Here is a 20246-nt window from a genome sequence, read left to right as displayed (position 1 = left end):
CCTATCCTCTTCTTTCCATTCTTTTTCTTTGGATTAAAATCAGCGCAAATGCCGGTGCCCCCAGTAACGCGGTGATGACCCCAATCGGCAGCTCCGTCGGGGAAATGATCGTTCTGGAAACCAAGTCGGCCATTATAAGGAAAGCTCCGCCGATTAAAATGGATAAAGGCAGGAGATGCCTATGGTCAGGTCCCCATACCAGCCTGACAAGGTGGGGAATGACCAAGCCGACAAAACCAATTGTGCCTGATACCGCGACCGCAGCACCAGTTAAAATTGACCCGGCCGTTAGAATAATCAGTTTTCGTTTTTGAACATTTACACCTAAATGGTGTGCCCGCTCTTCTCCAAACGACATCGCATTCAGTTCCTTGCTATTCAGGAACAGAATGCCTGCCCCGATAATAAAAAACGGGAGAATCAATTTAACGTATTCCCAGCCCCTCATCGAAACACTGCCCAGCAGCCAGCCTATAATTTGCCGCAGCTCGTCTCCTGTCAACGCAATCATCAAGGATATCAGTGCGCCTAAAAATGAACTAAAAATAATGCCGGTTAAAATGATAGTTTCCACCCGCATTGATCGCTCAATTTTCCTGGCGAATGCCAGTACTAAAAAGATGGTGATAAAGGAGCATAGAATGCTTAGCAACGGCAGGGTAAAACTTCCAACAAAAGGAAGTGAAATTTGAAGAAAAATCGTCAATACTGCCCCGACTGATGCCCCGGATGATACCCCCAGTGTATACGGGTCAGCCAACGGATTCCGCAGCAGCCCCTGAAAGGCTGCTCCCGCAATCGCAAGAGCGGCCCCCACAAGACCTGATAAAATCACTCTTGGCAATCTTATATCGAAGACAATACTTGTATACATAGGATCAATGCTATCCAATGGGATGAATCCGGAAATCTTGGCAACGAATACTTTCAGGATCGTTGGGATGGAAACAGGCACCGTTCCAATCGAAATTCCCAATAAAATCGAAACGAACAAAAAGAGGCCGGCTATTAGATAGGCTAAATATTTATTATTTAAATACGTCCGGATAAATGGCCTTGGCAAGATCCTCTACTCCTTCGATAACCCTTGGGCCTGAACGTGTGACTCGGTCGGAATCGACATCCGTCACCTGTTTGTTTTTAATGGCATTGACATTCTCCCAGGCAGTCCTGCTCAGGACTTGTTCCGTTGGATTGTCCACATAATAGCCGTACGTTGTAATGATGACATCCGGATTTCTTTGGATAATAGCTTCTTGGTCGACCTTTGCCCAGCCATCTAAGTCGGCGGTCACGCTCTCCGCATTAATGGCGGTCAACATTTCGTCCATAAACGTATTTTTTCCTGGCGAATAGATTTCAGGAGCTGGTGATACTTCCACGAACACTTTTTTCTTCTCTTTTATATTAGCAGCCTTTGACTTAATTTCAGCCAATTTGTCCTTCATGCCGCTAACCAGCTCTTCTGCTTTCTTTGTTTCACCGGATGCTTTTCCGATCATGAGAATCGAATCATAAACTTGCTTAAAATTTTGCGCGTCATTGACGACCAATACAGGAATGCCGGCATCTCTTATTTGGTTTAACCCCGCTTCGGAGTTATGAGCAGAAGAGGCATGGGCCAGAACTAAGTCCGGCTGCAGCGAGATTATTTTTTCGACGTTTATTTCCATACCGCCTACTTTTTCCTTCTTCGTTGCTTCCTCAGGATAATTATCAAAGTCGGAGACGCCGACCACTTCCTCTCCAAGACCTAAAGCAAAAGCCACTTCCGTGTTACTTGGAATGACTGAGACGATTTTTTCAGGCTTTTGTTTAATCGTTACTTCTTTATCTACCGCATCTTTAATCGTCACCGGAAAGGCTGCTTGTTCAGTTTGTTTTTCCCCGGTGTTATTGTCTTCTTTTGGCTGGCTGTTTTGTCCGCCACAGCCTGCTAACACTCCTAAGGTTAATAGAATTGAAAACAAAAGTGAATACCATTTCTTCATTTGTGTTCCCCCTGTACTATGTATTGGTCCATATAAAAAATAGTGGCACGCAATAAAAAAACATCTCCCGTATAATTGGAGATGTTGGCACGAGTAGATTCAATTCATACTTTTAAAAGTAAAAACTGTCTAGGCTTCCACACCTCCCTATCCTCGTAGGTTTGTTGGCGCACAAGAAACAGGCAGGTCTCCTGGCTCATGGTCATCGCTTCCTATGCCTTCCCATCCTTTTCGGACAGTGGCATGCTTAGGTTGCTCCCATTTACAGTGGCGGGACCGCGCTGGTTTTTCACCAGCTTCCCAATTAAGTCAAAATCCCGAAAGATTTTAACACCTATTTCTTTCAAATATTTTTTTATGACAGGTCAATTATAGCGAATTAAAAAAATAAATGCATACATTTTTCATAATAATTTTCCTTTTATTCTATCATTTTCTATTTTATGCTTAACAGAAAGGGGGTAATCGTTTGAAAAAAATTGTCATTTCCTATAGTGGAGGAAAGGATTCCACTCTCGGTTTACATCGGCTGCTGCATTCGGGTGAATGGGTAGTGGATTCATTACTGGTAACTATTTCACAAGAAAGCCATCGGACCAGCTCCCACCTGGTTCGGGACGAGCTGATCGAGCTGCAGGCCGATGCCTTAGGAATACCTGTACGAAAGGTTTATCTTCCGAATCACAGTACAAATGGAGAATATGAACGTGCAATGGGTGAAGCATTTCAACAGATTGTCAGGGACGGAATCTCCCATGTCATGTTTGGAGATATTCACTTACAAGATCTTAAGGAATACAGGGAAAAGCTCGTTCATCCATTCTTGCTTGAAGCGGTGTTTCCACTTTGGGGTGAAAGTCCAGAAAAATTAATGGATGAATTTTTGGATTATGGTTATAAAACCATTGTTACCGCTGTAGATGGCACTAGGTTGGACCCATCATTTGCTGGCAGGGTCATCGACCATGATTTTCTTAAGGACCTTCCATTAGGGGTGGATGTGTGCGGTGAAAACGGTGAGTTTCATACTTTCGTGTTTGACGGTCCGGTCTTCACCAAGCCAATTGAATTCCAGCTTTCAGATTCAGTGATTAAAACAAAGGATTTGCACACAAACAAAGACCGGTTTTACTTTGTGGATTTACTGCCGGGATGAAGGAATGAAAACAAGGAGCAACTTTAGGCTGCTCCTTCTTCTTGGACTATTCAAAACTCCTGCACAAGTTGGCCATTTCAATGGCCGCTGTTGCTGCATCCCAGCCTTTATTACCAGCCTTTGTTCCCGCCCGCTCAATTGCCTGCTCTATCGACTCTGTGGTGAGGACCCCGAACATAACGGGTATTCCACTATCCAACCCCACTTTTGCAACGCCTTTCGACACTTCATTACAGACATAATCAAAATGCGGGGTCGCGCCGCGAATGACTGTACCCAACGTGATGACTGCATCATATTTTTTGCTAAACGCCATTTTTTGGGCGATTAAAGGAATTTCGAATGCACCGGGAACCCAAGCAACATCGACGTCTTCGTCTTTTACGCCGTGTCTTTTAAGGGCATCCTGCGCCCCGCCTAACAACTTGCTTGTTAAAAATTCATTAAAACGACCGACCACAATACCGATTTTTAAACCTGTTCCTACTAAATGCCCTTCAAACAATTGTCCCATTTTTTATAGCCTCCAGAATAATAAATTTTTTAATCTTCCATTAAAAATGAAGCAGATGTCCTAATTTTTCATGTTTAGTCCGCAGATATTTTTCGTTTTCTGCTCTTGTTTCCATTTGCAACGGGACACGCTCCACTACTTCAAGGTCATAACCTTTAAGGCCCTTAATTTTACGTGGATTATTAGTCAACAGCTTCATTTTCTTTATTCCTAAATCCTTCAGTATTTGTGCGCCGATTCCGTACTCCCTTAAATCCGCTGGAAATCCGAGTTTTTCATTTGCTTCGACCGTGTCAAAACCCTGCTCCTGCAGTTTATAGGCACGTAATTTATTTAGAAGCCCAATTCCGCGGCCCTCCTGGCGTAAATAAAGCAAGACGCCATTGCCGGCCTGTTCAATTTGGCGCAATGCTGAATGAAGCTGCGGTCCGCAGTCACAGCGATATGACCCGAAAACGTCCCCGGTTAAACATTCGGAGTGAACCCTGACCAGGGTTGGTTTTGCCGGGTCAATTTCCCCTTTGACAAGTGCCACATGTTCTTTATCATCAACCAGATTCGTATACCCAACGGCTTTAAACTCACCAAAGGCAGTTGGCAGCTTAATTTCGACTTCCCGCTTCACCAATTGATCCTGCTTATTGCGGTACTGAATTAAATCCTTAATGGTAATCATTTTTACATTCAACTGATCGGCAATTTTACGCAGCTGGGGAACACGCGCCATCGTCCCGTCTTCATTCATGATTTCACAGATGACTCCCGCCGGTTTTGCGCCGCAAAGTCTAGCAAGGTCCACGGCCGCTTCCGTATGGCCGGTTCTTCTTAATACGCCGCCCTTTTTGGCCACCAGCGGAAAAATATGCCCCGGCCGTTTAAAATCTGACGGTTTCGCTTCAGGATCAATCATGCTTAAAACCGTGGCAGACCGCTCATATGCCGAGATGCCCGTCGTGGAATACTTATGGTCAATGCTGACGGTAAAATTAGTTCCATGCGGATCCGTGTTTAACGATACCATTGGCATAAGATCCAATTTTGCCGCTATGTCTTCTTCAACGGGTACACAAAGGAGCCCTCTCCCATGGGTAACCATAAAATTAATCACATCGGGGGTCGCTTTCTCTGCCAAAGCGATAAAATCCCCTTCATTTTCCCTGTCTTCATCGTCACATACAATAACGGCCTTTCCCGCTTTTAATTCCACCAAAGCTTCTTCAATCGAGTCAAACATTCTAAACCACTCCTTGTAAACGATAGTTTTTTACAAAAAACCATTATCCTGTAAAAACTCAGCTGATATGCCGCCGGTTTTCTTCGGTTTTGCATTCGGTGCATTTTTTATAAAATGTCCAACATATTTCCCTATCATATCGCACTCCAAATTGACAATGTCCCCGGTTCCTTTTAAACCTAAAACAGTTTCCGACAAAGTATGGGGGATTAACGAAAGTGTAAAACTGGTGTCGGTCACGCCAAACACGGTCAAGCTTGTCCCATCCACCGCGATTGAACCCTTTAAGATGATATACTCCATCAAATCTGGCCCTGTTTCAATTTCATAATATACCGCATTTTCATAGGCCTGTTTTTTCTTAATAACGCCAGTTCCATCAATATGCCCGGACACAAAATGTCCTCCGAACCTGCCGCCGGCTGCCATGGCTCTCTCAAGGTTAACCTTAGAGCCCCGTTTTAAATCCCTTAAGCTTGTCGCTTTCACCGTTTCGGGCATGACATCAACTGTAAAAAACCGCCCCTTGAAAGACGTAACAGTCAAGCAAACACCGTTCACCGCAATACTGTCGCCAAGATGGACATCTTCGAGTATCCTTTTCGCCTCAATGGACAAGACAAATGATTCCCCAGACCGCTTGATATCTGCCACTGTACCAATTTCTTCAATGATTCCGGTAAACATAATTCGTACTCCTTTATACAGGTTCAGCTATAATCCTTAAATCATTGCCAATCAAGTCAACTTGTTTTATCGTTAAATTCACGGCTTCCTCTATTTTTTCAATTCCATACCCGCCGAAAGAAGCTGGTGCCTGTCTACCTCCAATTAGCTTCGGGGCAATATAGGTGATGATTTGCTGGAAGGCTCGTTCTTTTAAGAAACTTCCGTGGACTTCTGCCCCGCCTTCGACAAACAGGGAGGTGATCCCACGTTTGCCAAGGCTGGAAAGCATAGCTTGAATCGAAATTTGCGAGCTATCCATCTTGATGATTTCCACCCCTAATTCCCGGTAGGCCCTTTCATGATCTGCCTTCACTTCAGAACCTGTTATAATCCAAACAGGCGCCTCGCCATCCGTTAGCATCTTAGACTTTAAGGGAGTGCGCAGATAGGTATCCAAAATAATGCGGACCGGATTTTTTCCTCCCGAAGGAAGCCTTGTCGTTAACGTGGGATTATCCTTAATGATGGTATTCACTCCGACCAATATGCCATCGTGCCGGTGCCGGAATTGATGAACGTCCATTCTTGCGTCCTCGCCGGTAATCCACATACTTTCTCCGGTCGAGGTAGCTGTTTTTCCATCCAAGCTTACCGCCGATTTCAAGGTAACGTAAGGGAGGCCCGTTTGGATATTGTAAAAAAACACTTTGTTCAATTCGCGGGCTTCCTGCTCAAGCAGTCCTGCCACAACTTCGATTCCCGCACGCCTCATCCGTTCAATTCCCGTTCCCGCCACTTTCGGGTTAGGATCGGTTGTGGCAACTAACACTTTTTTAATCCCGGTTTGAATCACCAGGTCAGAGCAGGGAGGTGTTTTACCATAGTGGCTGCACGGCTCAAGCGTCACATATAATGTAGCTCCTTTTGCTTTATCGCCGGCCATCCTGATGGCATGGACCTCGGCATGGGGTTCTCCTGCTTTTAAGTGTGCCCCCATTCCAATTAGCTGATTATCCTTAACCAAAATAGCCCCCACTGCGGGATTGGGCGAAGTCTGCCCCAGCGCCCCCTTGGCAAGGTCTAACGCTAGACGCATATAATCTTGATCATTCATCCGACCATCTCCCATTTAAAATGTAAAAAGCCCTGAAGCGTGGTGCTTCAGGGCCTAAAAATGGCAATAGGAAATTAGGGCTTACACACTGTGCAATTTTTCAGTGAATAAACCTATCGTTCTCCTTCTCCCATCCAGACTTTAACTGTCGGCTCTGGAATTTCACCAGATCCACCGTTTAACCAATCGGCTAACCGGGTCACGGACTAAAAAGCATTTGCTTTATCACCGCCGGTTCGGAATTTCACCTGACCCCGAAGGAATTATTTAATTTGGTTTGGTTTTACAATCCTATTATACGTTAATGATTTAAAATGTAAAAATTTTTGTTCTGGCCAGAAAAAAATAGAGAGGAAGATACAGCCCTTCCCCTAAGATTTTATGACTATTTTCACTTATATGTCTTGACCGGCAAGTATATTTCCAATTGAAGATTTCCGTTCTCATCCCGGTCCGGAGACGTCTTTTTATAAACTTCCAAACTTAATGCTTGATGATCCTGGTCATAACCATACTCGTTCATCCATGTAAGCAGTTGCAGGTATGTACTTTGAATGTCGTCGGGTTTTCCGACATGGGTAGTAAACACATAATTCTTTTTCGGAATCGTAAAACCAACCATGCCATCCGGGATACTCTCTAGATTTTCCACAGGTGTTGTGACATAATAGGTAACTTCCGTTTCCCTGCTATGGAATGGCGCGATGAAAACAGGCTCTTCCGTCCTACTTTTAATTTCCTTCTCCCGTTCCTCCATTACTTTAAACAAGCTTGGAATTGAATCCAACTGGGAGTAACAGCCATTCCAAGAGATTCCTACGACTTTCATACTATCTTTCTCTATCACTTTAATATCCACTCATACCCCACCCTTATAAGATATTATCTCTAAATATTCTCATCCTTTCCCGAAAATCCTTCATAAAAAATTCGACTTTTTCCCACAAATTATTATTTTCAAAAAATTATAATTTAAGTAAGTTTTTGCCAAATTATCTTCTCCCATAGCTTCCATGGGATGAAATCCCTAAGAAACATAGTTAATTTTACCCCTTTTCCAATCGGGTAGCGAAGACTGGGCTTGTCCAGAGAAGTGATCTCTGCTACTATTCTAGAAACATCTTGCGGATCCCCATACTGGGCTTCCCCCGCCTCGAGGTATGTTTCTAATTTTTTCATATAAGGATGATATGGGGAATCTGGCAGTGATGCTGAGACTTGTTTGCCAGTGGACCAGATATTGGTTTTAAAGGAGCCCGGCTCCACAAGAACGACATCGACGCCAAACGGTTTCATTTCCAAGCGGAGACTCTCGCTCCAGCCTTCGATGGCATGCTTGGAAGCGACATAGGGGGACAACCCAGGAAAGGCCACTTTCCCGCTAATGCTGCTAATCGTGATGATTTTTCCTTTTCCCTGTTGACGCATATACGGCAAAACGGTTTTTGTGACTCGAATAACCCCGAAAACATTGGTTTCAAATTGCTTTCGATAATCCTCCAATGATATTTCCTCTACAAAGCCCCCAGCAGCATACCCAGCATTGTTGACAAGGACATCTACTTTGCCCAAGCTTCCAATAAATGAGCTAAAATTTTTTACAGATTCATCCTCTGTAACATCCAGCTCATGGATGATGATACTGGATTCCAAACGAAACTTCTTTGCCTCCTCTAGTAACGGTGCTGCTTTCTGTAAATCTCTCATGGTCGCAACCACTTGATAACCACTCTTTGCAAGCTCGATACTAGTAAGAAAACCAAAACCACTCGATGAACCCGTGATAATAGCAATGGGTTGATCCATCTTCTTCCCCCCTTTTAAGACAATTATATAATAGAAGGATTTATTTTCTATATAAAACGTGATGAAAAAACCAACCGCATTATGGGTTCCCTTTTCCCAAATGCAAAATAACAAATGGCAAAAAAAACAGACCCCCCAAGAGTCTGTTTTTATCATCATTATTGTTTGTGCACGTTAACGGCTTGCGGTCCCCGCTGGCCGTTTTCAATTTCAAACGTCACTTCTTGTCCTTCTTCTAAGGATTTGTATCCTTCACCTTGTATTGCAGAGAAATGGACAAATACATCTTCTCCGCCTTCACGCTCAATAAATCCAAATCCTTTTTCATTGTTAAACCATTTTACTTTTCCGTGTTCCATTCTAAATAATGCCTCCCTGAATAATCAAAGCTAAATTAAAATACTTTATATTCTATTTTTCCCATTTTTTCATTTTTTATTCGCCATTTTCCGCTAGTATCCAAGTTCGAATGGCAAAGGCCACGCCATTTTCATCATTTGTCTTTGTCACCCAATCGGCAGCTTGCTTTACTTTTTCTTGGGCATTCCCCATGGCAACCCCCAAGCCGGCCTCTTTAATCATCGCCAGATCATTCAGGCTGTCCCCGACTGCCATGACATTTTCCATCTTTATTCCTAACCGGCCGCAAACAATCTCCAGTCCTTTCGCTTTCGAGATCCCGACCGGGTTAATTTCAATGTTATGGACAAACGAATTAGTTAATTCAAATTCCCCTCTGGTTTGTAATTGTTGAAAAACGGTTTCCCGAATTGTTTCGTCCTCGATATTGAAACCAAATTTCATCCATTCCATATTATGTAAATCTTCGGGCATTTCATCATGCCAGGTCTGCTCCGTACTAATTGCCCAAAATCCAGTGTTGAATTGCCGGGACAGTTGGTACATCCATTCTATCTGTTCAGGTGTTAATAGTTCCCTGCGGAACAGTTCCCTGTTTTCATCCCATATTTCACTGCCATTTACGGTTACCAAATAGGAATTAAGCCCCAATGCATCTGCATGTTCCCTGCATGTGTTAATTGAACGTCCTGTACTAAGGACGACAATAATACCTTGATTTTGTGCCTCTTGAATGGCCAGTTGGTTTTCGTTAGATATTTGATGATTGCTGTTTAATAAAGTGCCATCCATATCCAGTGCCACCAATTTAATTTTCTTGCCATTTATGTGATTAGTCTTCATAAGTACAGCGACTCCCTTCTTCCTTTTTAGATTAACATGTTTAATAGGTAAGAACAAAAATATTCCCTTTATTTACATAATATTTTTATAGTAACGTCTGAAAAGTAAAAAAGCTGGCCCGAATCAGGGTCAGCTCGTCTTTAATGATTAATGATGATGGTGATGACCGCCCATCGCCGGGTTTGTAATCACCCATTCTTCTTGTGGGACTTGGAAATATTGAATCCACACCCCATCCAAATATTCGTCACCTTTTTCCAAAATAAAATCAATATCTTTATCCGTTTTTACGACTTCATCGTTTTCCGTCGGAGTATCGAGCATTAGGTCATAATGTGCATGATCCCCGTGAACATTTGTCACATATACGCGGAACAATTTTCCTTGCGCGTCTTCTGCTTCCATCATTTTTTTTAATGCTTTCGCAGCATTACGGTTAATTTTTACCTTCATAATTGAAATCTCCTCTTTAAAAAAATTCACTGTATTACTTCATTACTATAGTAAAATAGCCAATCCAATGCAAATGAATCCTACTAATAATAATGATTTAAATTACAATCAAAAGGTTTTTCCAAAGAATTCCTTGAATGCCTATTTAAATCCTTAACAAATTTGTCACAAATTTGTTCAAAAACCTATATAAACGTCACTGACATCTTGGTAAACTAATTTATGAACTTTCTTTGTCTGTTAGTAATTATTCTAAAATCATAATGATTATAACAAGTCCTAACAGGCTTTTCCAAATTGGCTCACTACATAAAAGATTGTGAACATATTCACATCAATATAGGCCAATGCATAAATGATTATAGAGAGGAGATTGAATAACAAATGTTTAAGAAACGATGGTTGATTCCCCTGCTTTCACTGTTTACCGCCTTGTTGCTGAGCGGTTGTGACAGCAAAATGGTGGTCTTTGATCCAAAGGGACCAGCTGCAAGAGAGATTTTGGATTTAATTAACTGGTCTCTTGTATTCATGGCCCTGATTGTGGTAGTTGTCGTCGGCTTGTTTGTGTACATTATTTGGAAGTATCGGGCACGCCCGGAAAATGAGGGCTACGAGCCACCTGAGGAACACGGCAGCACAAAACTCGAAATGATCTGGACGGCTCTTCCAATTGTCATCGTTATAGCGTTAACGATTCCAACGGTCAAAACCGTTTATGGCTTAGAAAAGCCTCCTGCGGAGTATGCCGACAAAGACCCTATCGTAATCAACGTTACCTCTGCTGACTGGAAATGGATTTTCAGCTACCCGGAACAAGGGATTGAAACAGTGAATTACGTGAATATCCCTGCTGGCACACCTGTTCAGTTTAAATTAACCTCGGCGGGCACAATGCAATCCTTCTGGGTACCTGCTTTGGGCGGTCAAGTATACACCATGAATAAAATGGAAACAAAAATGTATCTAACCGCAGACCAGCCAGGTGAATTCTTGGGAAGAAACACAAACTTTAACGGACGTGGCTATGCCGATATGGAATTCACGGTGGAAGCCAAAACTCCTGAAGACTTTGAAAAATGGGTCAAAGAAGTCAAAGATACGGCTCCTAAATTGTCTGAGAAAAAATATTTGAGCTTATTAAAGCCAACCCACTTAGGCCGCGAAACCTTCGTTGGCACACATTTACAATGGGTTGATCACGGTAAAATGAATTCAGGTACTTATACGAATCCTGAACTATACGAAGTCCATGGTGTCAAAGGGAAAATTTTTGAGGATGAAAAATCCCAAAGTGAATCCACAACCACGGATAAAAATACTGATGGAGGTGAGCAAAGTGGACATTAATTGGCATGATTTATTTATTGTCGGTAATCCATTAATATTAGGCTCTCAAATTGCGATTCTACTTTCAGTGATTGGTATCGTGGCATTGCTTACCTACCTTAAAAGGTGGAAATGGCTATGGCGCGAATGGCTTACCACTGTTGACCATAAACGAATCGGGATTATGTATATCCTGGCCGGTGTTCTCATGTTTTTCCGCGGCGGTGTTGACGGCCTGATGATGAAGGCCCAAACCTCCCGTCCGGAAATGAACTTTTTAGATGCACAGCACTATAACGAAGTGTTCACCACTCACGGAGTGATTATGATCTTGTTCGCTGCGATGCCGCTTTTAATTGGGATCATGAACTATGTGATTCCGCTGCAAATTGGCGCGCGCGACGTAGCATTCCCGCAATTGAACGCCCTAAGCTTCTGGCTGTTCTTCAGCGGTGCGATGTTATTCAATATTTCATTCGTTATCGGCGGTTCGCCTGATGCAGGCTGGACAGCTTACTTCCCTCTTGCTGGTAAAGAGTTTACGCCAGGTATCGGGAACAACTACTATGCAGTGGCGATTCAGATTGCCGGTATCGGTACATTGATAAGCGGTATTAACTTTATTGTCACGATTTTAAAAATGCGGGCAAAAGGCATGACGCTAATGAAAATGCCGATGTTCACTTGGACATCGTTTATTGCCTCTGTTATTATCGTTTCCGCTTTCCCTATTTTCACAGTTGCCCTTGCCTTAATGGCAATGGACCGTATTTTCGGTACCCACTTCTTCACGCTGAGCGGCGGTGGAATGGATATGATGTGGGTTAACTTGTTCTGGTTATGGGGACACCCTGAGGTTTATATTGTTGTTCTTCCTGCTTTCGGGATGTTCTCAGAGGTTATTGCTACCTTCTCAAGAAAAATGTTATTTGGTTATAAATCGATGGTGTTCTCTGTCGTTGGTATTGCTATATTAAGTATGCTCGTTTGGGTCCACCACTTCTTTACAATGGGTGCGGGACCAGCAGTTAACTCGGTGTTCTCGATCACAACGATGATGATTGCGATTCCTACCGGTGTCAAAATGTTTAACTGGCTGTTCACGATGAGAAAAGGACGGATTGAATTCTCTACCGCGATGCTGTGGGCTCTTGCCTTTATCCCATGCTTCCTAATTGGTGGGGTTACAGGGGTTATGTTGGCGATGAGTGCAGCCGATTATCAATACCATAATACGTTATTCTTAGTGGCTCACTTCCACTATACATTAATACCTGGTGTTGTTTTTGCGGTATTTGCCGGTCTTTACTACTGGTGGCCAAAAATGTTTGGGTTTATGCTGAATGAGAAGCTTGGAAAAATTCACTTCTGGCTTTTCACCATCGGCTTTAACGTTACGTTCATGCCAATGTTCTTCTTGGGACTTGATGGTGCGGTAAGACGTTCGTATACCTATTCTGCCGAATCTGGGTTTGCCCCATTATTTTTAGTTTCAGCGATTGGCGCTGTCATCTTGGCACTAGGTTTTGCTGCATTCTGCTACAACATTTATTGGAGCACAAGATATGCAGACAGAAATATTTCAAACGACCCATGGAATGCAAGAACATTGGAATGGGCAACAGCTTCCCCTGCCCCACTCTATAATTTTGCAAAGGTACCAGAAGTCAAAACATTGGATGCATTCTGGTATATGAAGAAACAGAATGAAGGTTTAACCCTTAGTGATGAGGAAATTAAAGAGATTCATATGCCTAATAATTCCGGTCTTCCGTTCTATATGGGAGTAATCTTCGGAATTACAGGGTTCTTGTTAGTATTTGAATGGAAACTTGCGGCACTTGTTGCTGCTGTCGGCATCATCATCGGGCTGATTATCCGTTCCTTTGATTATAATGACGGCTACCATGTTACGGTCGATGAAATTAAAGAAACCGAGAAATCATGGCGCTCAAGTGTTGGTAAAGGAGTGAAAAATCATGTCGGCTAATGTAAATACAGCCTTACCGCTTGAATACCAAACGGAACAAAACCGCTTGAACATTTTAGGTTTCTGGGTTTTCCTAGGGGCCGAGATTATCCTGTTTGGAACCTTGTTTGCTGTTTATTCTGTTCTTAATGCCCGCTTTGCCGGCGGGCCGACACCTAAGGATCTTTTTGAGATTAAAGATGTCATGATTGAAACGATATTACTGTTAACCAGTAGTTTTACCTGTGGGTTGGCGATCTATGAAATGCGCCGAAACCATAAAAACGGGTTGTTGCTTTGGCTCATCATCACCCTTTTGCTTGGTGCCGGGTTTGTATTTATGGAGGTTACTGAGTTTATCCATTATGTGCATGAAGGAGCAACAATGCAAACCAGCGCGTGGTTATCAAGCTTCTTTACCCTTTTGGGCACTCACGGACTCCATGTCAGCATGGGGATTGGCTGGGCGACCATGGTTATTATCCAAATCATGCAACGTGGATTAACACCGGTAACGGCCCGCAAGACCTTTATTATCGGCTTGTACTGGCACTTTCTTGATGTCGTTTGGATTTTTATTTTCACATTTGTTTATTTATCAGGGATGGTGAGATAGAATGGAAAAACATAAAAACGGATTTCCTATCACACACGTAGTAGGGTTTATCATGTCATTGGTCCTCACCTTTGCGGCCCTTGGAGTGGCATTAAAAACATCCCTTTCGTTTACAGCGATTTTCTGGATTATCGGCTCATTGGCAGTTATACAGGCGATACTGCAACTGTATATGTTCATGCACATGAATGAAGGGGAAGACGGCACCGCGAATACCATCAATATCATTTCCGGTTTCGGGGTCGCCCTTCTTGCAGTCGCAGGATCCATTTGGGTTATGTCATTTGGAATGTAAAAAAACAGGGTAATGAGCATGGGCTCATTACCCTGTTTTTATTTTGGCGTTTTTTTGCGGCGGCGCCTTCTTACAAACTGGTAACTTAAGTAGGCAATGTATAATGGGATCGCTATGTAAAGAAAATACGGAAAGCGATATTTTTCCCTTTTGTAAAAGAGAAAAATCGCGCAAGCCAAAAAGGCGGTAATAATAATTCCGTACTTAGGCAGTGGCACTTCTTTTAAACTTGGAATTTTAATGGTGCTGACCATTAAAAAACAGATGACAAAAAAAGCGATTGGCAAGAATATGCCAGGCATTTTCCCTTGGAACAGCGTCAACAGTGTCAAAATTCCCCCGCCTGCCGTGATGGGAACTCCAGTAAAATATTTTAGCGATGATTTTACGGCGTTTATGTTAAACCTAGCCAATCGATATGCACCAAATAACGGAAACAGACCGGAAATGGCCATGCCGATTATTCCATAAATGGAAAAGTAGGAATAATAGGCCATCATGGCCGGGGCCACGCCAAATGTCACGATATCGGCAAGTGAATCCAGCTCTTTCCCCAGATCACTCTGGACACGCAGCATTCTAGCAATGCGGCCATCCATACTATCCAACATCATCCCAATTAAGATTAATATCGCGGCATTTTTATAATCTCCTTGGGCGGAGTACATCACGGATAAGAACCCAAAAAGTAAATTGCTTAGGGTAAATAGGTTTGGAATACTGTTTCTAATAATATGTATCACTCCAATTTTTGCAAAGCAGTAATTGTCTAATCACCCGCCTAGCTTATTTTTATTATAACGCTTTTCTTTGTCGTATTGGAAAAATAAATTGGCGGTTGTAACCCAAAGCCAGAAAAAACAAATCAAAAACATACCACGCCTGGTTAAGAACGCCAAAATGAAAGCCAGTCATTATTATTATACTGAGTTGGTCCGCTAATACTATGACGAGGGGATGACATTTTTTCATCCCCCCCTTTTTGTATAATCTAGTTCACCTGATGGCTTGATTTCTTTTCCTTATTGACCATTTCCTTCTGCTGCCCCTTCGAGAAGAACCAGCCAGCAGCAGCTATTCCGGCCAGTACCACATAGAACGTAATCTTCCATTCAATCGAATGGGAAAATTCTTCGCTCAAAATCGCCAGCTGTGGATGGGATAACGTGTAAACGGTCAATTTGACACCCACCCAGCCGACAATCGAAAAAGCAGCAATTTCCAAGCCGGGACGCTGTTCAAGCAGTTTGACAAACAGGTTTGCCGCAAATCGCATAATGACTAACCCGATTACACCACCGGCGAAAATGACCAAAAATTTTCCTCCGTCAAGCCCTCCAATATTGGGGATTGGGGTATTGGGGAGCACCACCGCCATAGCCACGGCTGCCAAGATGGAATCCACTGCAAAGGCCATATCAGCCAGTTCCACTTTTAAGACCGTAGCCCAGAAACCTCCTGCCTTTCGAGGCTTCTGCCTTTTCTCCACCTTTTGCACTTTTCCTTTTGCCATTTTTCGGATGATATGGTGAATCGACATAAATAGCAGATAAACGGCCCCGATTGCTTGAACCTGCCATACATCGACTAAATAAGAGATCGCAAATAATGAAGCGAAGCGGAAGACAAACGCTCCGGCCAGCCCGTAGAATAATGCCTTTTTACGTTTTTCTTCAGGGAGCGGCTTTACCATAATCGCAAGAACCAAGGCATTGTCAGCGGCCAACAGCCCTTCTAGAGCAACCAAGATTACTAACACCCATCCGTATTCCATTAGGATTGAGAAATCCATATCTGTTTCCTCCTCTAAAATAATGAGTATCAAATATCCCCAGTGCCCATAAAAATAGGCCTTTACCGTTTACAGTAAAGGCCTTAAAAAAACACAAAAAGACCTTTACAGTAAAGTAAAGGTCTTGCTAACAACGTCAATGTTGCCAATAAAGCCGGAGGATTGAACCCTCGGAATGACGACTTTATTGTAGCAGCTACTCCCCTTTAAAAAGGAAATATTTAATTACTTATACTGTATTATGATTTTCACATATTGTCAATACAATTTTTCCCATCCATAAGTTGTAACATCGGAAATATGAGACATACTAACCATGATGATCTTTCAAGGAAAAGGATGTGTACCACTTGGAAAACCAGAAGCAGAAAAAACCAAAGTCCCACTTTCCTTATCGCTTGAATGTCCTTTTTTTTACTGTATTTTTATTGTTTTCTATACTTATATTACGGCTCGGGTTTGTGCAAATTGTCTATGGCGAGAATTTCAAAAGAGACTTGGAACGGAAAGAAACGACCACTGTAACGATTCCAGTTCCCAGGGGAAAAATGTATGACCGCAATTTCAAGGTAATGGTAAACAATGTCCCGAAAAATGCGATTACTTTTACCAATGAAGGATTCAGTTCCCTCCAAATGCTTGAAACGGCTGAGAAACTGGCAAGCTTGATTGTAAAAAACACTGATAAAGTCTCGGCTAGGGACAAGCGGGATTACTGGATATTAAGGAATCCTGAACGGGCGGATGCCAAAATCACCCCCGATGAGAAACATTTGTTTAACTCAAAGAAACTAACGGATGGCGAATTGTATCAGCTCAAACTGGAGCGGATCACTGACAAAGAATTAGCAGAAATAACTGGACAGGACCTTGAAATTCTGGCCATTTATAAAGATTTCAATAGCGGTTATAAATTCACTTCGCAAATTGTCAAGAATGAAGGGGTTACGGACGAGGAAATCGCAGCCGTGAGCGAGAACCTTCAATCCCTCCCAGGCGTTGACACGACAACGGATTGGGAACGGTCTTATCCCTTCGACCTGACCCTAAGATCAGTTTTAGGCAAGGTCACCAATTCAGAAGAAGGCCTTCCGGCTGAGCAGTTGGAATTTTTTTTGGCAAGGGGCTACAACCGAAATGACCGAGTAGGAAAAAGCCAGCTGGAACTACAATATGAAGACGTATTGAAAGGCCATAAGTCCAAAGTAAAAAATGTGATGGATAAAACCGGCACGATTATTGAAACCCGTCCGGTAACTGATGGAAAAAAAGGAAAAGACCTGATTCTAACCATTGACATCGATTTACAAAAAGCTGTCGACAAAATTATTGAAGAGGAGCTTTGGGCTGTAAAAAGACTCCCTGGAACGGCCCTGACTGACCGGGCCTATGCCGTGCTGATGGAACCGGATACAGGGGAAATACTTGCGATGTCGGGAAAAAAAATAGTGAGAGATTCCATAACGGGAAAACAGGAAATGCAGGATGATGCTCTTGGCGCCTTTACTACTACTTATAATGTCGGCTCCGCTGTGAAAGGGGCTACCATCCTGACGGGCTATAAGACCGGGGCGATTTCTCCCGGAACCGTGTTCGATGATTCGGGGATTAAAATAAAGGACACTCCAGTGAAAAAGTCTTATTCCTACTTAGGAAGGTTAAATGATATCAATGCCTTAAAAAAATCCTCCAACGTGTATATGTTTCACACCGCCATTCGCATTGGAAAAGGAAAATATGAATATGAAAAACCATTAACTTTAGTCAATAAGAATGCCTTTGAGGACATTCGTAATCACTTTGCCTCATTTGGTTTAGGCACCCGGACAGGAATCGATTTGCCCAATGAACAATATGGATATAAAGGGTCGAGCAGACTCCCCGGGCATCTCCTGGACCTTGTAATTGGCCAATACGATACGTATTCCGCCATGCAGCTAGCCCAGTACGTGTCCACCATTGCCAATGGCGGCTATCGGATGAAACCGCATGTCGTAAAAGAAATCCGCAGCGGCGGTCATGACTCAGAGGAACTTGGCCCTGTGGTCCAGTCGATCAACCCAATTGTTCTCAATACGATTGATGTGAAGAAGGAGTGGTTGAATCGGGTGAGACTGGGGTTTAAAAAGGTCATGCAGGAACCTGGAGGAACCGCCTACAAATCATTTCCAAACGTAAACTATGCTCCGGCAGGTAAAACCGGAACAGCAGAAGCCTTTTACGACGGTCCATTAAGAAAAAACTTTAAAGAGCCACCACCTGTCATGAACCTGAGCCTGGTTACCTACGCCCCAAGCGACCACCCGGAAGTGGCCCTAGCCGTATTAGTCCCCTGGGCCTACCAAGGCGACAACGAAAACAAAGCCAACCTCAAAATTGGCCGACGCATACTGGATACCTACTTCCAACTAAAAAAACACTAAACCGTGCCTGCCCCCCCACTAAAGTAACGCGTTAACGCGCCGGGGGACAGGCCCCCACCCCTGTACAGCGTTAACGCATCGGTGGGTGTCCGGTAATCCGTTTTTTTATATCGTCTCGTGGATCCCAGCAGTTGAATTTGTAAGTGGTTTTTGTTTGATAGCCCAGACGGCTGCAGAGGTAGACCATTTGGCCGTTTTTTCTTTCGGCTTGAAAGTTTTTGCATGTTGCACAGCAATGATAGTTTTTCATTCTTCCTTCCCCTTTTTTTAAAAGTTTCTTATTCTATTAATTTTCTATTCATGGTTTGTTCATATTCTCCCGTTATGATTATATCAGGTTCCGTGAAGAACCCTTTTAACCTCCGCCCCCTTTTATATATATGTGTTTGTGCGCCCGGCCACTAGCCGGGCCGTTTTTTTGTTTAAAAAAGGCAGCACGCATGTCAGCTATGCGTGCTGCTTTCGTTGTCCTTATTGACGGAAAGACTGATACTGGGAATTTGAATTTTGGAATGAATGGTTTTGGTATGCAGGATTTCCAAAGGATTGGCCTTGGAATCCGACTGTCCCCATCCCCATTTGTCCAGTTAATTCCCGCTCCAGCTGATTACACTGCGCGATAACTTCTTGACATCGCTGAATGGCCATTTCATGCCCTTGAAGGCTTTGCTGAATGGTTTGTACCGCCATTCTTTCCTTTTGCAACATTTGCTCCAGCATTTGAAGGTTTTGCTGTTCATTTTGTTGCATTTGCTGATAGATCCGGTTGCTTTGCTGCGTTTGATTTATTAATGCTTGAGCAATTTGACGGCATTGATTGATGTGTGTAATCGAATGTTGTGGTGTTAGCATGTCAGTCCTCCGTTTTTAAGTGGATTATCACTTCGGGACAATCGGATTGAGAACTCAACCCGAGTTTAGATTGCACAAGAAAAAACGAATTCATAACAGATATCATCTTCCAATAAATAAAAAGGATATTGCTTTAGACTAGTGTAAAAATAAGATAAATGGCGGTTCCCCACATAATGATAGCGGATATTTTGTTTAAAAGTATGATAAATTTTCCTGATTGGTCCCACTTTCCCAAAATTCGACCGGCTATCGATAACCCAAAAAACCATATCCAAGAAACTAGAATACAGGCCAGCATATAGGCAATCTTCCCAGAACCTGTATAGGATACTGACCCGGTGCCGATTACGCCAATTGTATCTAATATTGCATGTGGATTTAATAGGGAAACGGACGCGGCAAATGCAATTTGCTTGCCGGGCGTGAAAGTCTGATTTGTTGTTCCTGTGGCCCCCGACTTGCTCTTCCATGTCGAGTATCCCATAAAAAATAAAAACCCAATGCCAATTACCAGCAATGTCGTTTGAATCCAGCTGATTGCAAGAACAACAGCTGATACCCCAAAAACCGCCAGCGAAATCAGCAACGTGTCACAGAGTGAAGCAGTTAAAACTACCGGAAGCGTTTTTAGCCATCGCGGCTGAATGGCTCCTTGATTGAATACAAACACATTTTGCGCCCCGAGGGGCAAGATTAAACCAAATGCTAAAAGAAACCCATTTATGGAAGCACTTATCATTGCTAACTCCTTAATGTCAAAACAAATAAAGTATACTTCCCTCTCCAACTGTCAATACCATTACTAAAATAGGACAGAGGAAAGGACG

At 43.0% G+C, this 20246-nt stretch carries 22 protein-coding genes and 2 riboswitches; of the genes, 6 read left to right on the top strand and 16 right to left on the bottom strand.

What is annotated here, in order from left to right; all coding sequences use genetic code 11:
- Position 1 precedes the first annotated feature (1 nt).
- Entirely contained in the window at positions 2–1063 is a 1062-nt protein-coding gene (locus ACY8D0_RS06705) for a FecCD family ABC transporter permease (RefSeq protein WP_462409697.1), read from the bottom strand.
- On the bottom strand, positions 1029–1991 hold the full coding sequence (locus ACY8D0_RS06700; protein WP_462409696.1) for an ABC transporter substrate-binding protein: 963 nt from the start codon (positions 1989–1991) through the stop codon (positions 1029–1031). Before ACY8D0_RS06700 ends, ACY8D0_RS06705 begins: the two co-directional genes overlap by 35 nt.
- 164 nt (positions 1992–2155) lie before the next feature.
- A riboswitch (cobalamin riboswitch) is annotated at positions 2156–2344 on the bottom strand.
- A 116-nt stretch (positions 2345–2460) separates the two neighbouring features.
- Here ACY8D0_RS06700 and ACY8D0_RS06695 point away from each other — a divergent pair.
- A complete protein-coding gene (locus ACY8D0_RS06695; RefSeq protein WP_462409695.1) occupies positions 2461–3147 on the top strand; it encodes a Dph6-related ATP pyrophosphatase in 687 nt (228 codons plus the stop codon).
- Positions 3148–3193: 46 nt separating this feature from the next.
- On the opposite strand, the gene ribH is transcribed toward ACY8D0_RS06695, so the two are convergent.
- The 9 genes from ribH to ACY8D0_RS06650 all read right to left on the bottom strand — a co-directional run bounded on the left by ribH (position 3194) and on the right by ACY8D0_RS06650 (position 10140).
- Complete coding sequence (ribH, locus tag ACY8D0_RS06690) at positions 3194–3661, bottom strand: 6,7-dimethyl-8-ribityllumazine synthase (protein ID WP_462409694.1); 468 nt, start codon at positions 3659–3661, stop codon at positions 3194–3196.
- A 40-nt stretch (positions 3662–3701) separates the two neighbouring features.
- Positions 3702–4895 (bottom strand): bifunctional 3,4-dihydroxy-2-butanone-4-phosphate synthase/GTP cyclohydrolase II, encoded by a 1194-nt coding sequence (locus ACY8D0_RS06685; protein ID WP_462409693.1) that lies wholly within the window; start codon positions 4893–4895, stop codon positions 3702–3704.
- Positions 4896–4925: 30 nt separating this feature from the next.
- Positions 4926–5582 carry a riboflavin synthase gene (gene ribE / locus ACY8D0_RS06680; protein WP_462409692.1) on the bottom strand — a complete coding sequence of 219 codons (657 nt, stop codon included), beginning with the start codon at positions 5580–5582 and terminating at the stop codon, positions 4926–4928.
- A 13-nt stretch (positions 5583–5595) separates the two neighbouring features.
- Positions 5596–6678, bottom strand: a complete 1083-nt coding sequence (gene ribD / locus ACY8D0_RS06675) for a bifunctional diaminohydroxyphosphoribosylaminopyrimidine deaminase/5-amino-6-(5-phosphoribosylamino)uracil reductase RibD (RefSeq protein ID WP_462409691.1) — start codon at positions 6676–6678, stop codon at positions 5596–5598.
- Between the two features lie 118 nt (positions 6679–6796).
- Positions 6797–6944: riboswitch (FMN riboswitch) on the bottom strand.
- A 125-nt stretch (positions 6945–7069) separates the two neighbouring features.
- Positions 7070–7537, bottom strand: a complete 468-nt coding sequence (locus ACY8D0_RS06670; protein ID WP_462409690.1) for a GyrI-like domain-containing protein — start codon at positions 7535–7537, stop codon at positions 7070–7072.
- 113 nt (positions 7538–7650) lie between these two features.
- Positions 7651–8484: an oxidoreductase gene (locus ACY8D0_RS06665; RefSeq protein WP_462409689.1), complete on the bottom strand. Its 834-nt coding sequence runs from the start codon at positions 8482–8484 to the stop codon at positions 7651–7653.
- Positions 8485–8642: 158 nt separating this feature from the next.
- Positions 8643–8843 carry a cold-shock protein CspD gene (gene cspD / locus ACY8D0_RS06660; protein WP_462409688.1) on the bottom strand — a complete coding sequence of 67 codons (201 nt, stop codon included), beginning with the start codon at positions 8841–8843 and terminating at the stop codon, positions 8643–8645.
- A gap of 76 nt (positions 8844–8919) precedes the next feature.
- Positions 8920–9687 (bottom strand): Cof-type HAD-IIB family hydrolase, encoded by a 768-nt coding sequence (locus ACY8D0_RS06655; RefSeq protein WP_462409687.1) that lies wholly within the window; start codon positions 9685–9687, stop codon positions 8920–8922.
- Between the two features lie 147 nt (positions 9688–9834).
- On the bottom strand, positions 9835–10140 hold the full coding sequence (locus tag ACY8D0_RS06650) for an iron-sulfur cluster assembly accessory protein (protein WP_462409686.1): 306 nt from the start codon (positions 10138–10140) through the stop codon (positions 9835–9837).
- Between the two features lie 384 nt (positions 10141–10524).
- Between ACY8D0_RS06650 and qoxA the strand changes: the two genes are divergently transcribed.
- Genes qoxA through qoxD form a run of 4 tightly spaced genes read left to right on the top strand, consistent with a single transcriptional unit; the run spans position 10525 to position 14349 of the window.
- The gene (gene qoxA / locus ACY8D0_RS06645; protein WP_462409685.1) at positions 10525–11490 is read left to right on the top strand and encodes a cytochrome aa3 quinol oxidase subunit II; all 966 of its coding nucleotides are present in this window, start codon (positions 10525–10527) and stop codon (positions 11488–11490) included.
- Positions 11480–13459: a cytochrome aa3 quinol oxidase subunit I gene (qoxB, locus tag ACY8D0_RS06640; protein ID WP_462409684.1), complete on the top strand. Its 1980-nt coding sequence runs from the start codon at positions 11480–11482 to the stop codon at positions 13457–13459. Before qoxA ends, qoxB begins: the two co-directional genes overlap by 11 nt.
- Positions 13449–14054 carry a cytochrome aa3 quinol oxidase subunit III gene (qoxC, locus tag ACY8D0_RS06635; protein ID WP_462409683.1) on the top strand — a complete coding sequence of 202 codons (606 nt, stop codon included), beginning with the start codon at positions 13449–13451 and terminating at the stop codon, positions 14052–14054. Before qoxB ends, qoxC begins: the two co-directional genes overlap by 11 nt.
- 1 nt (position 14055) lies before the next feature.
- Complete coding sequence (gene qoxD, locus ACY8D0_RS06630; protein WP_462409682.1) at positions 14056–14349, top strand: cytochrome aa3 quinol oxidase subunit IV; 294 nt, start codon at positions 14056–14058, stop codon at positions 14347–14349.
- A gap of 38 nt (positions 14350–14387) precedes the next feature.
- Here qoxD and pssA read toward each other — a convergent pair whose 3' ends face one another.
- Positions 14388–15083 (bottom strand): CDP-diacylglycerol--serine O-phosphatidyltransferase, encoded by a 696-nt coding sequence (pssA, locus tag ACY8D0_RS06625; protein ID WP_462409966.1) that lies wholly within the window; start codon positions 15081–15083, stop codon positions 14388–14390.
- Between the two features lie 257 nt (positions 15084–15340).
- The gene (locus ACY8D0_RS06620; RefSeq protein WP_462409681.1) at positions 15341–16141 is read right to left on the bottom strand and encodes a TerC family protein; all 801 of its coding nucleotides are present in this window, start codon (positions 16139–16141) and stop codon (positions 15341–15343) included.
- 350 nt (positions 16142–16491) lie between these two features.
- Here ACY8D0_RS06620 and ACY8D0_RS06615 point away from each other — a divergent pair, with 350 nt between their 5' ends.
- Positions 16492–18564, top strand: coding sequence for a peptidoglycan D,D-transpeptidase FtsI family protein (locus ACY8D0_RS06615; protein ID WP_462409680.1), 2073 nt, complete (start codon positions 16492–16494; stop codon positions 18562–18564).
- 70 nt (positions 18565–18634) lie between these two features.
- On the opposite strand, the gene ACY8D0_RS06610 is transcribed toward ACY8D0_RS06615, so the two are convergent.
- The 3 genes from ACY8D0_RS06610 to ACY8D0_RS06600 form a co-directional block, all read right to left on the bottom strand.
- Positions 18635–18814, bottom strand: coding sequence for a hypothetical protein (locus tag ACY8D0_RS06610; protein ID WP_462409679.1), 180 nt, complete (start codon positions 18812–18814; stop codon positions 18635–18637).
- Positions 18815–19035: 221 nt separating this feature from the next.
- Positions 19036–19416: a hypothetical protein gene (locus tag ACY8D0_RS06605; protein ID WP_462409678.1), complete on the bottom strand. Its 381-nt coding sequence runs from the start codon at positions 19414–19416 to the stop codon at positions 19036–19038.
- Positions 19417–19549: 133 nt separating this feature from the next.
- Positions 19550–20158 (bottom strand): LysE/ArgO family amino acid transporter, encoded by a 609-nt coding sequence (locus ACY8D0_RS06600; protein WP_462409677.1) that lies wholly within the window; start codon positions 20156–20158, stop codon positions 19550–19552.
- Positions 20159–20246: the final 88 nt, after the last annotated feature.

The sequence above is a fragment of the Neobacillus camarae genome (assembly GCF_054950115.1).
Note: the sequence above shows the minus strand (reverse complement) of the source record. Positions and strands in the feature narration are given on the sequence as shown.

Bases quoted from the DNA above. Each gene is read 5' to 3' on its own strand.
- ACY8D0_RS06700 (WP_462409696.1), bottom strand. From the start codon at position 1,991: ATGAAGAAATGGTATTCACTTTTGTTTTCAATTCTATTAACCTTAGGA.
- ribH (WP_462409694.1), bottom strand. From the start codon at position 3,661: ATGGGACAATTGTTTGAAGGGCATTTAGTAGGAACAGGTTTAAAAATC.
- ACY8D0_RS06685 (WP_462409693.1), bottom strand. From the start codon at position 4,895: ATGTTTGACTCGATTGAAGAAGCTTTGGTGGAATTAAAAGCGGGAAAG.
- ribE (WP_462409692.1), bottom strand. From the start codon at position 5,582: ATGTTTACCGGAATCATTGAAGAAATTGGTACAGTGGCAGATATCAAG.
- ribD (WP_462409691.1), bottom strand. From the start codon at position 6,678: ATGAATGATCAAGATTATATGCGTCTAGCGTTAGACCTTGCCAAGGGG.
- ACY8D0_RS06665 (WP_462409689.1), bottom strand. From the start codon at position 8,484: ATGGATCAACCCATTGCTATTATCACGGGTTCATCGAGTGGTTTTGGT.
- cspD (WP_462409688.1), bottom strand. From the start codon at position 8,843: ATGGAACACGGAAAAGTAAAATGGTTTAACAATGAAAAAGGATTTGGA.
- ACY8D0_RS06655 (WP_462409687.1), bottom strand. From the start codon at position 9,687: ATGAAGACTAATCACATAAATGGCAAGAAAATTAAATTGGTGGCACTG.
- ACY8D0_RS06650 (WP_462409686.1), bottom strand. From the start codon at position 10,140: ATGAAGGTAAAAATTAACCGTAATGCTGCGAAAGCATTAAAAAAAATG.
- qoxA (WP_462409685.1), top strand. From the start codon at position 10,525: ATGTTTAAGAAACGATGGTTGATTCCCCTGCTTTCACTGTTTACCGCC.
- qoxC (WP_462409683.1), top strand. From the start codon at position 13,449: ATGTCGGCTAATGTAAATACAGCCTTACCGCTTGAATACCAAACGGAA.
- qoxD (WP_462409682.1), top strand. From the start codon at position 14,056: ATGGAAAAACATAAAAACGGATTTCCTATCACACACGTAGTAGGGTTT.
- ACY8D0_RS06620 (WP_462409681.1), bottom strand. From the start codon at position 16,141: ATGGATTTCTCAATCCTAATGGAATACGGATGGGTGTTAGTAATCTTG.
- ACY8D0_RS06610 (WP_462409679.1), bottom strand. From the start codon at position 18,814: ATGAAAAACTATCATTGCTGTGCAACATGCAAAAACTTTCAAGCCGAA.
- ACY8D0_RS06605 (WP_462409678.1), bottom strand. From the start codon at position 19,416: ATGCTAACACCACAACATTCGATTACACACATCAATCAATGCCGTCAA.
- ACY8D0_RS06600 (WP_462409677.1), bottom strand. From the start codon at position 20,158: ATGATAAGTGCTTCCATAAATGGGTTTCTTTTAGCATTTGGTTTAATC.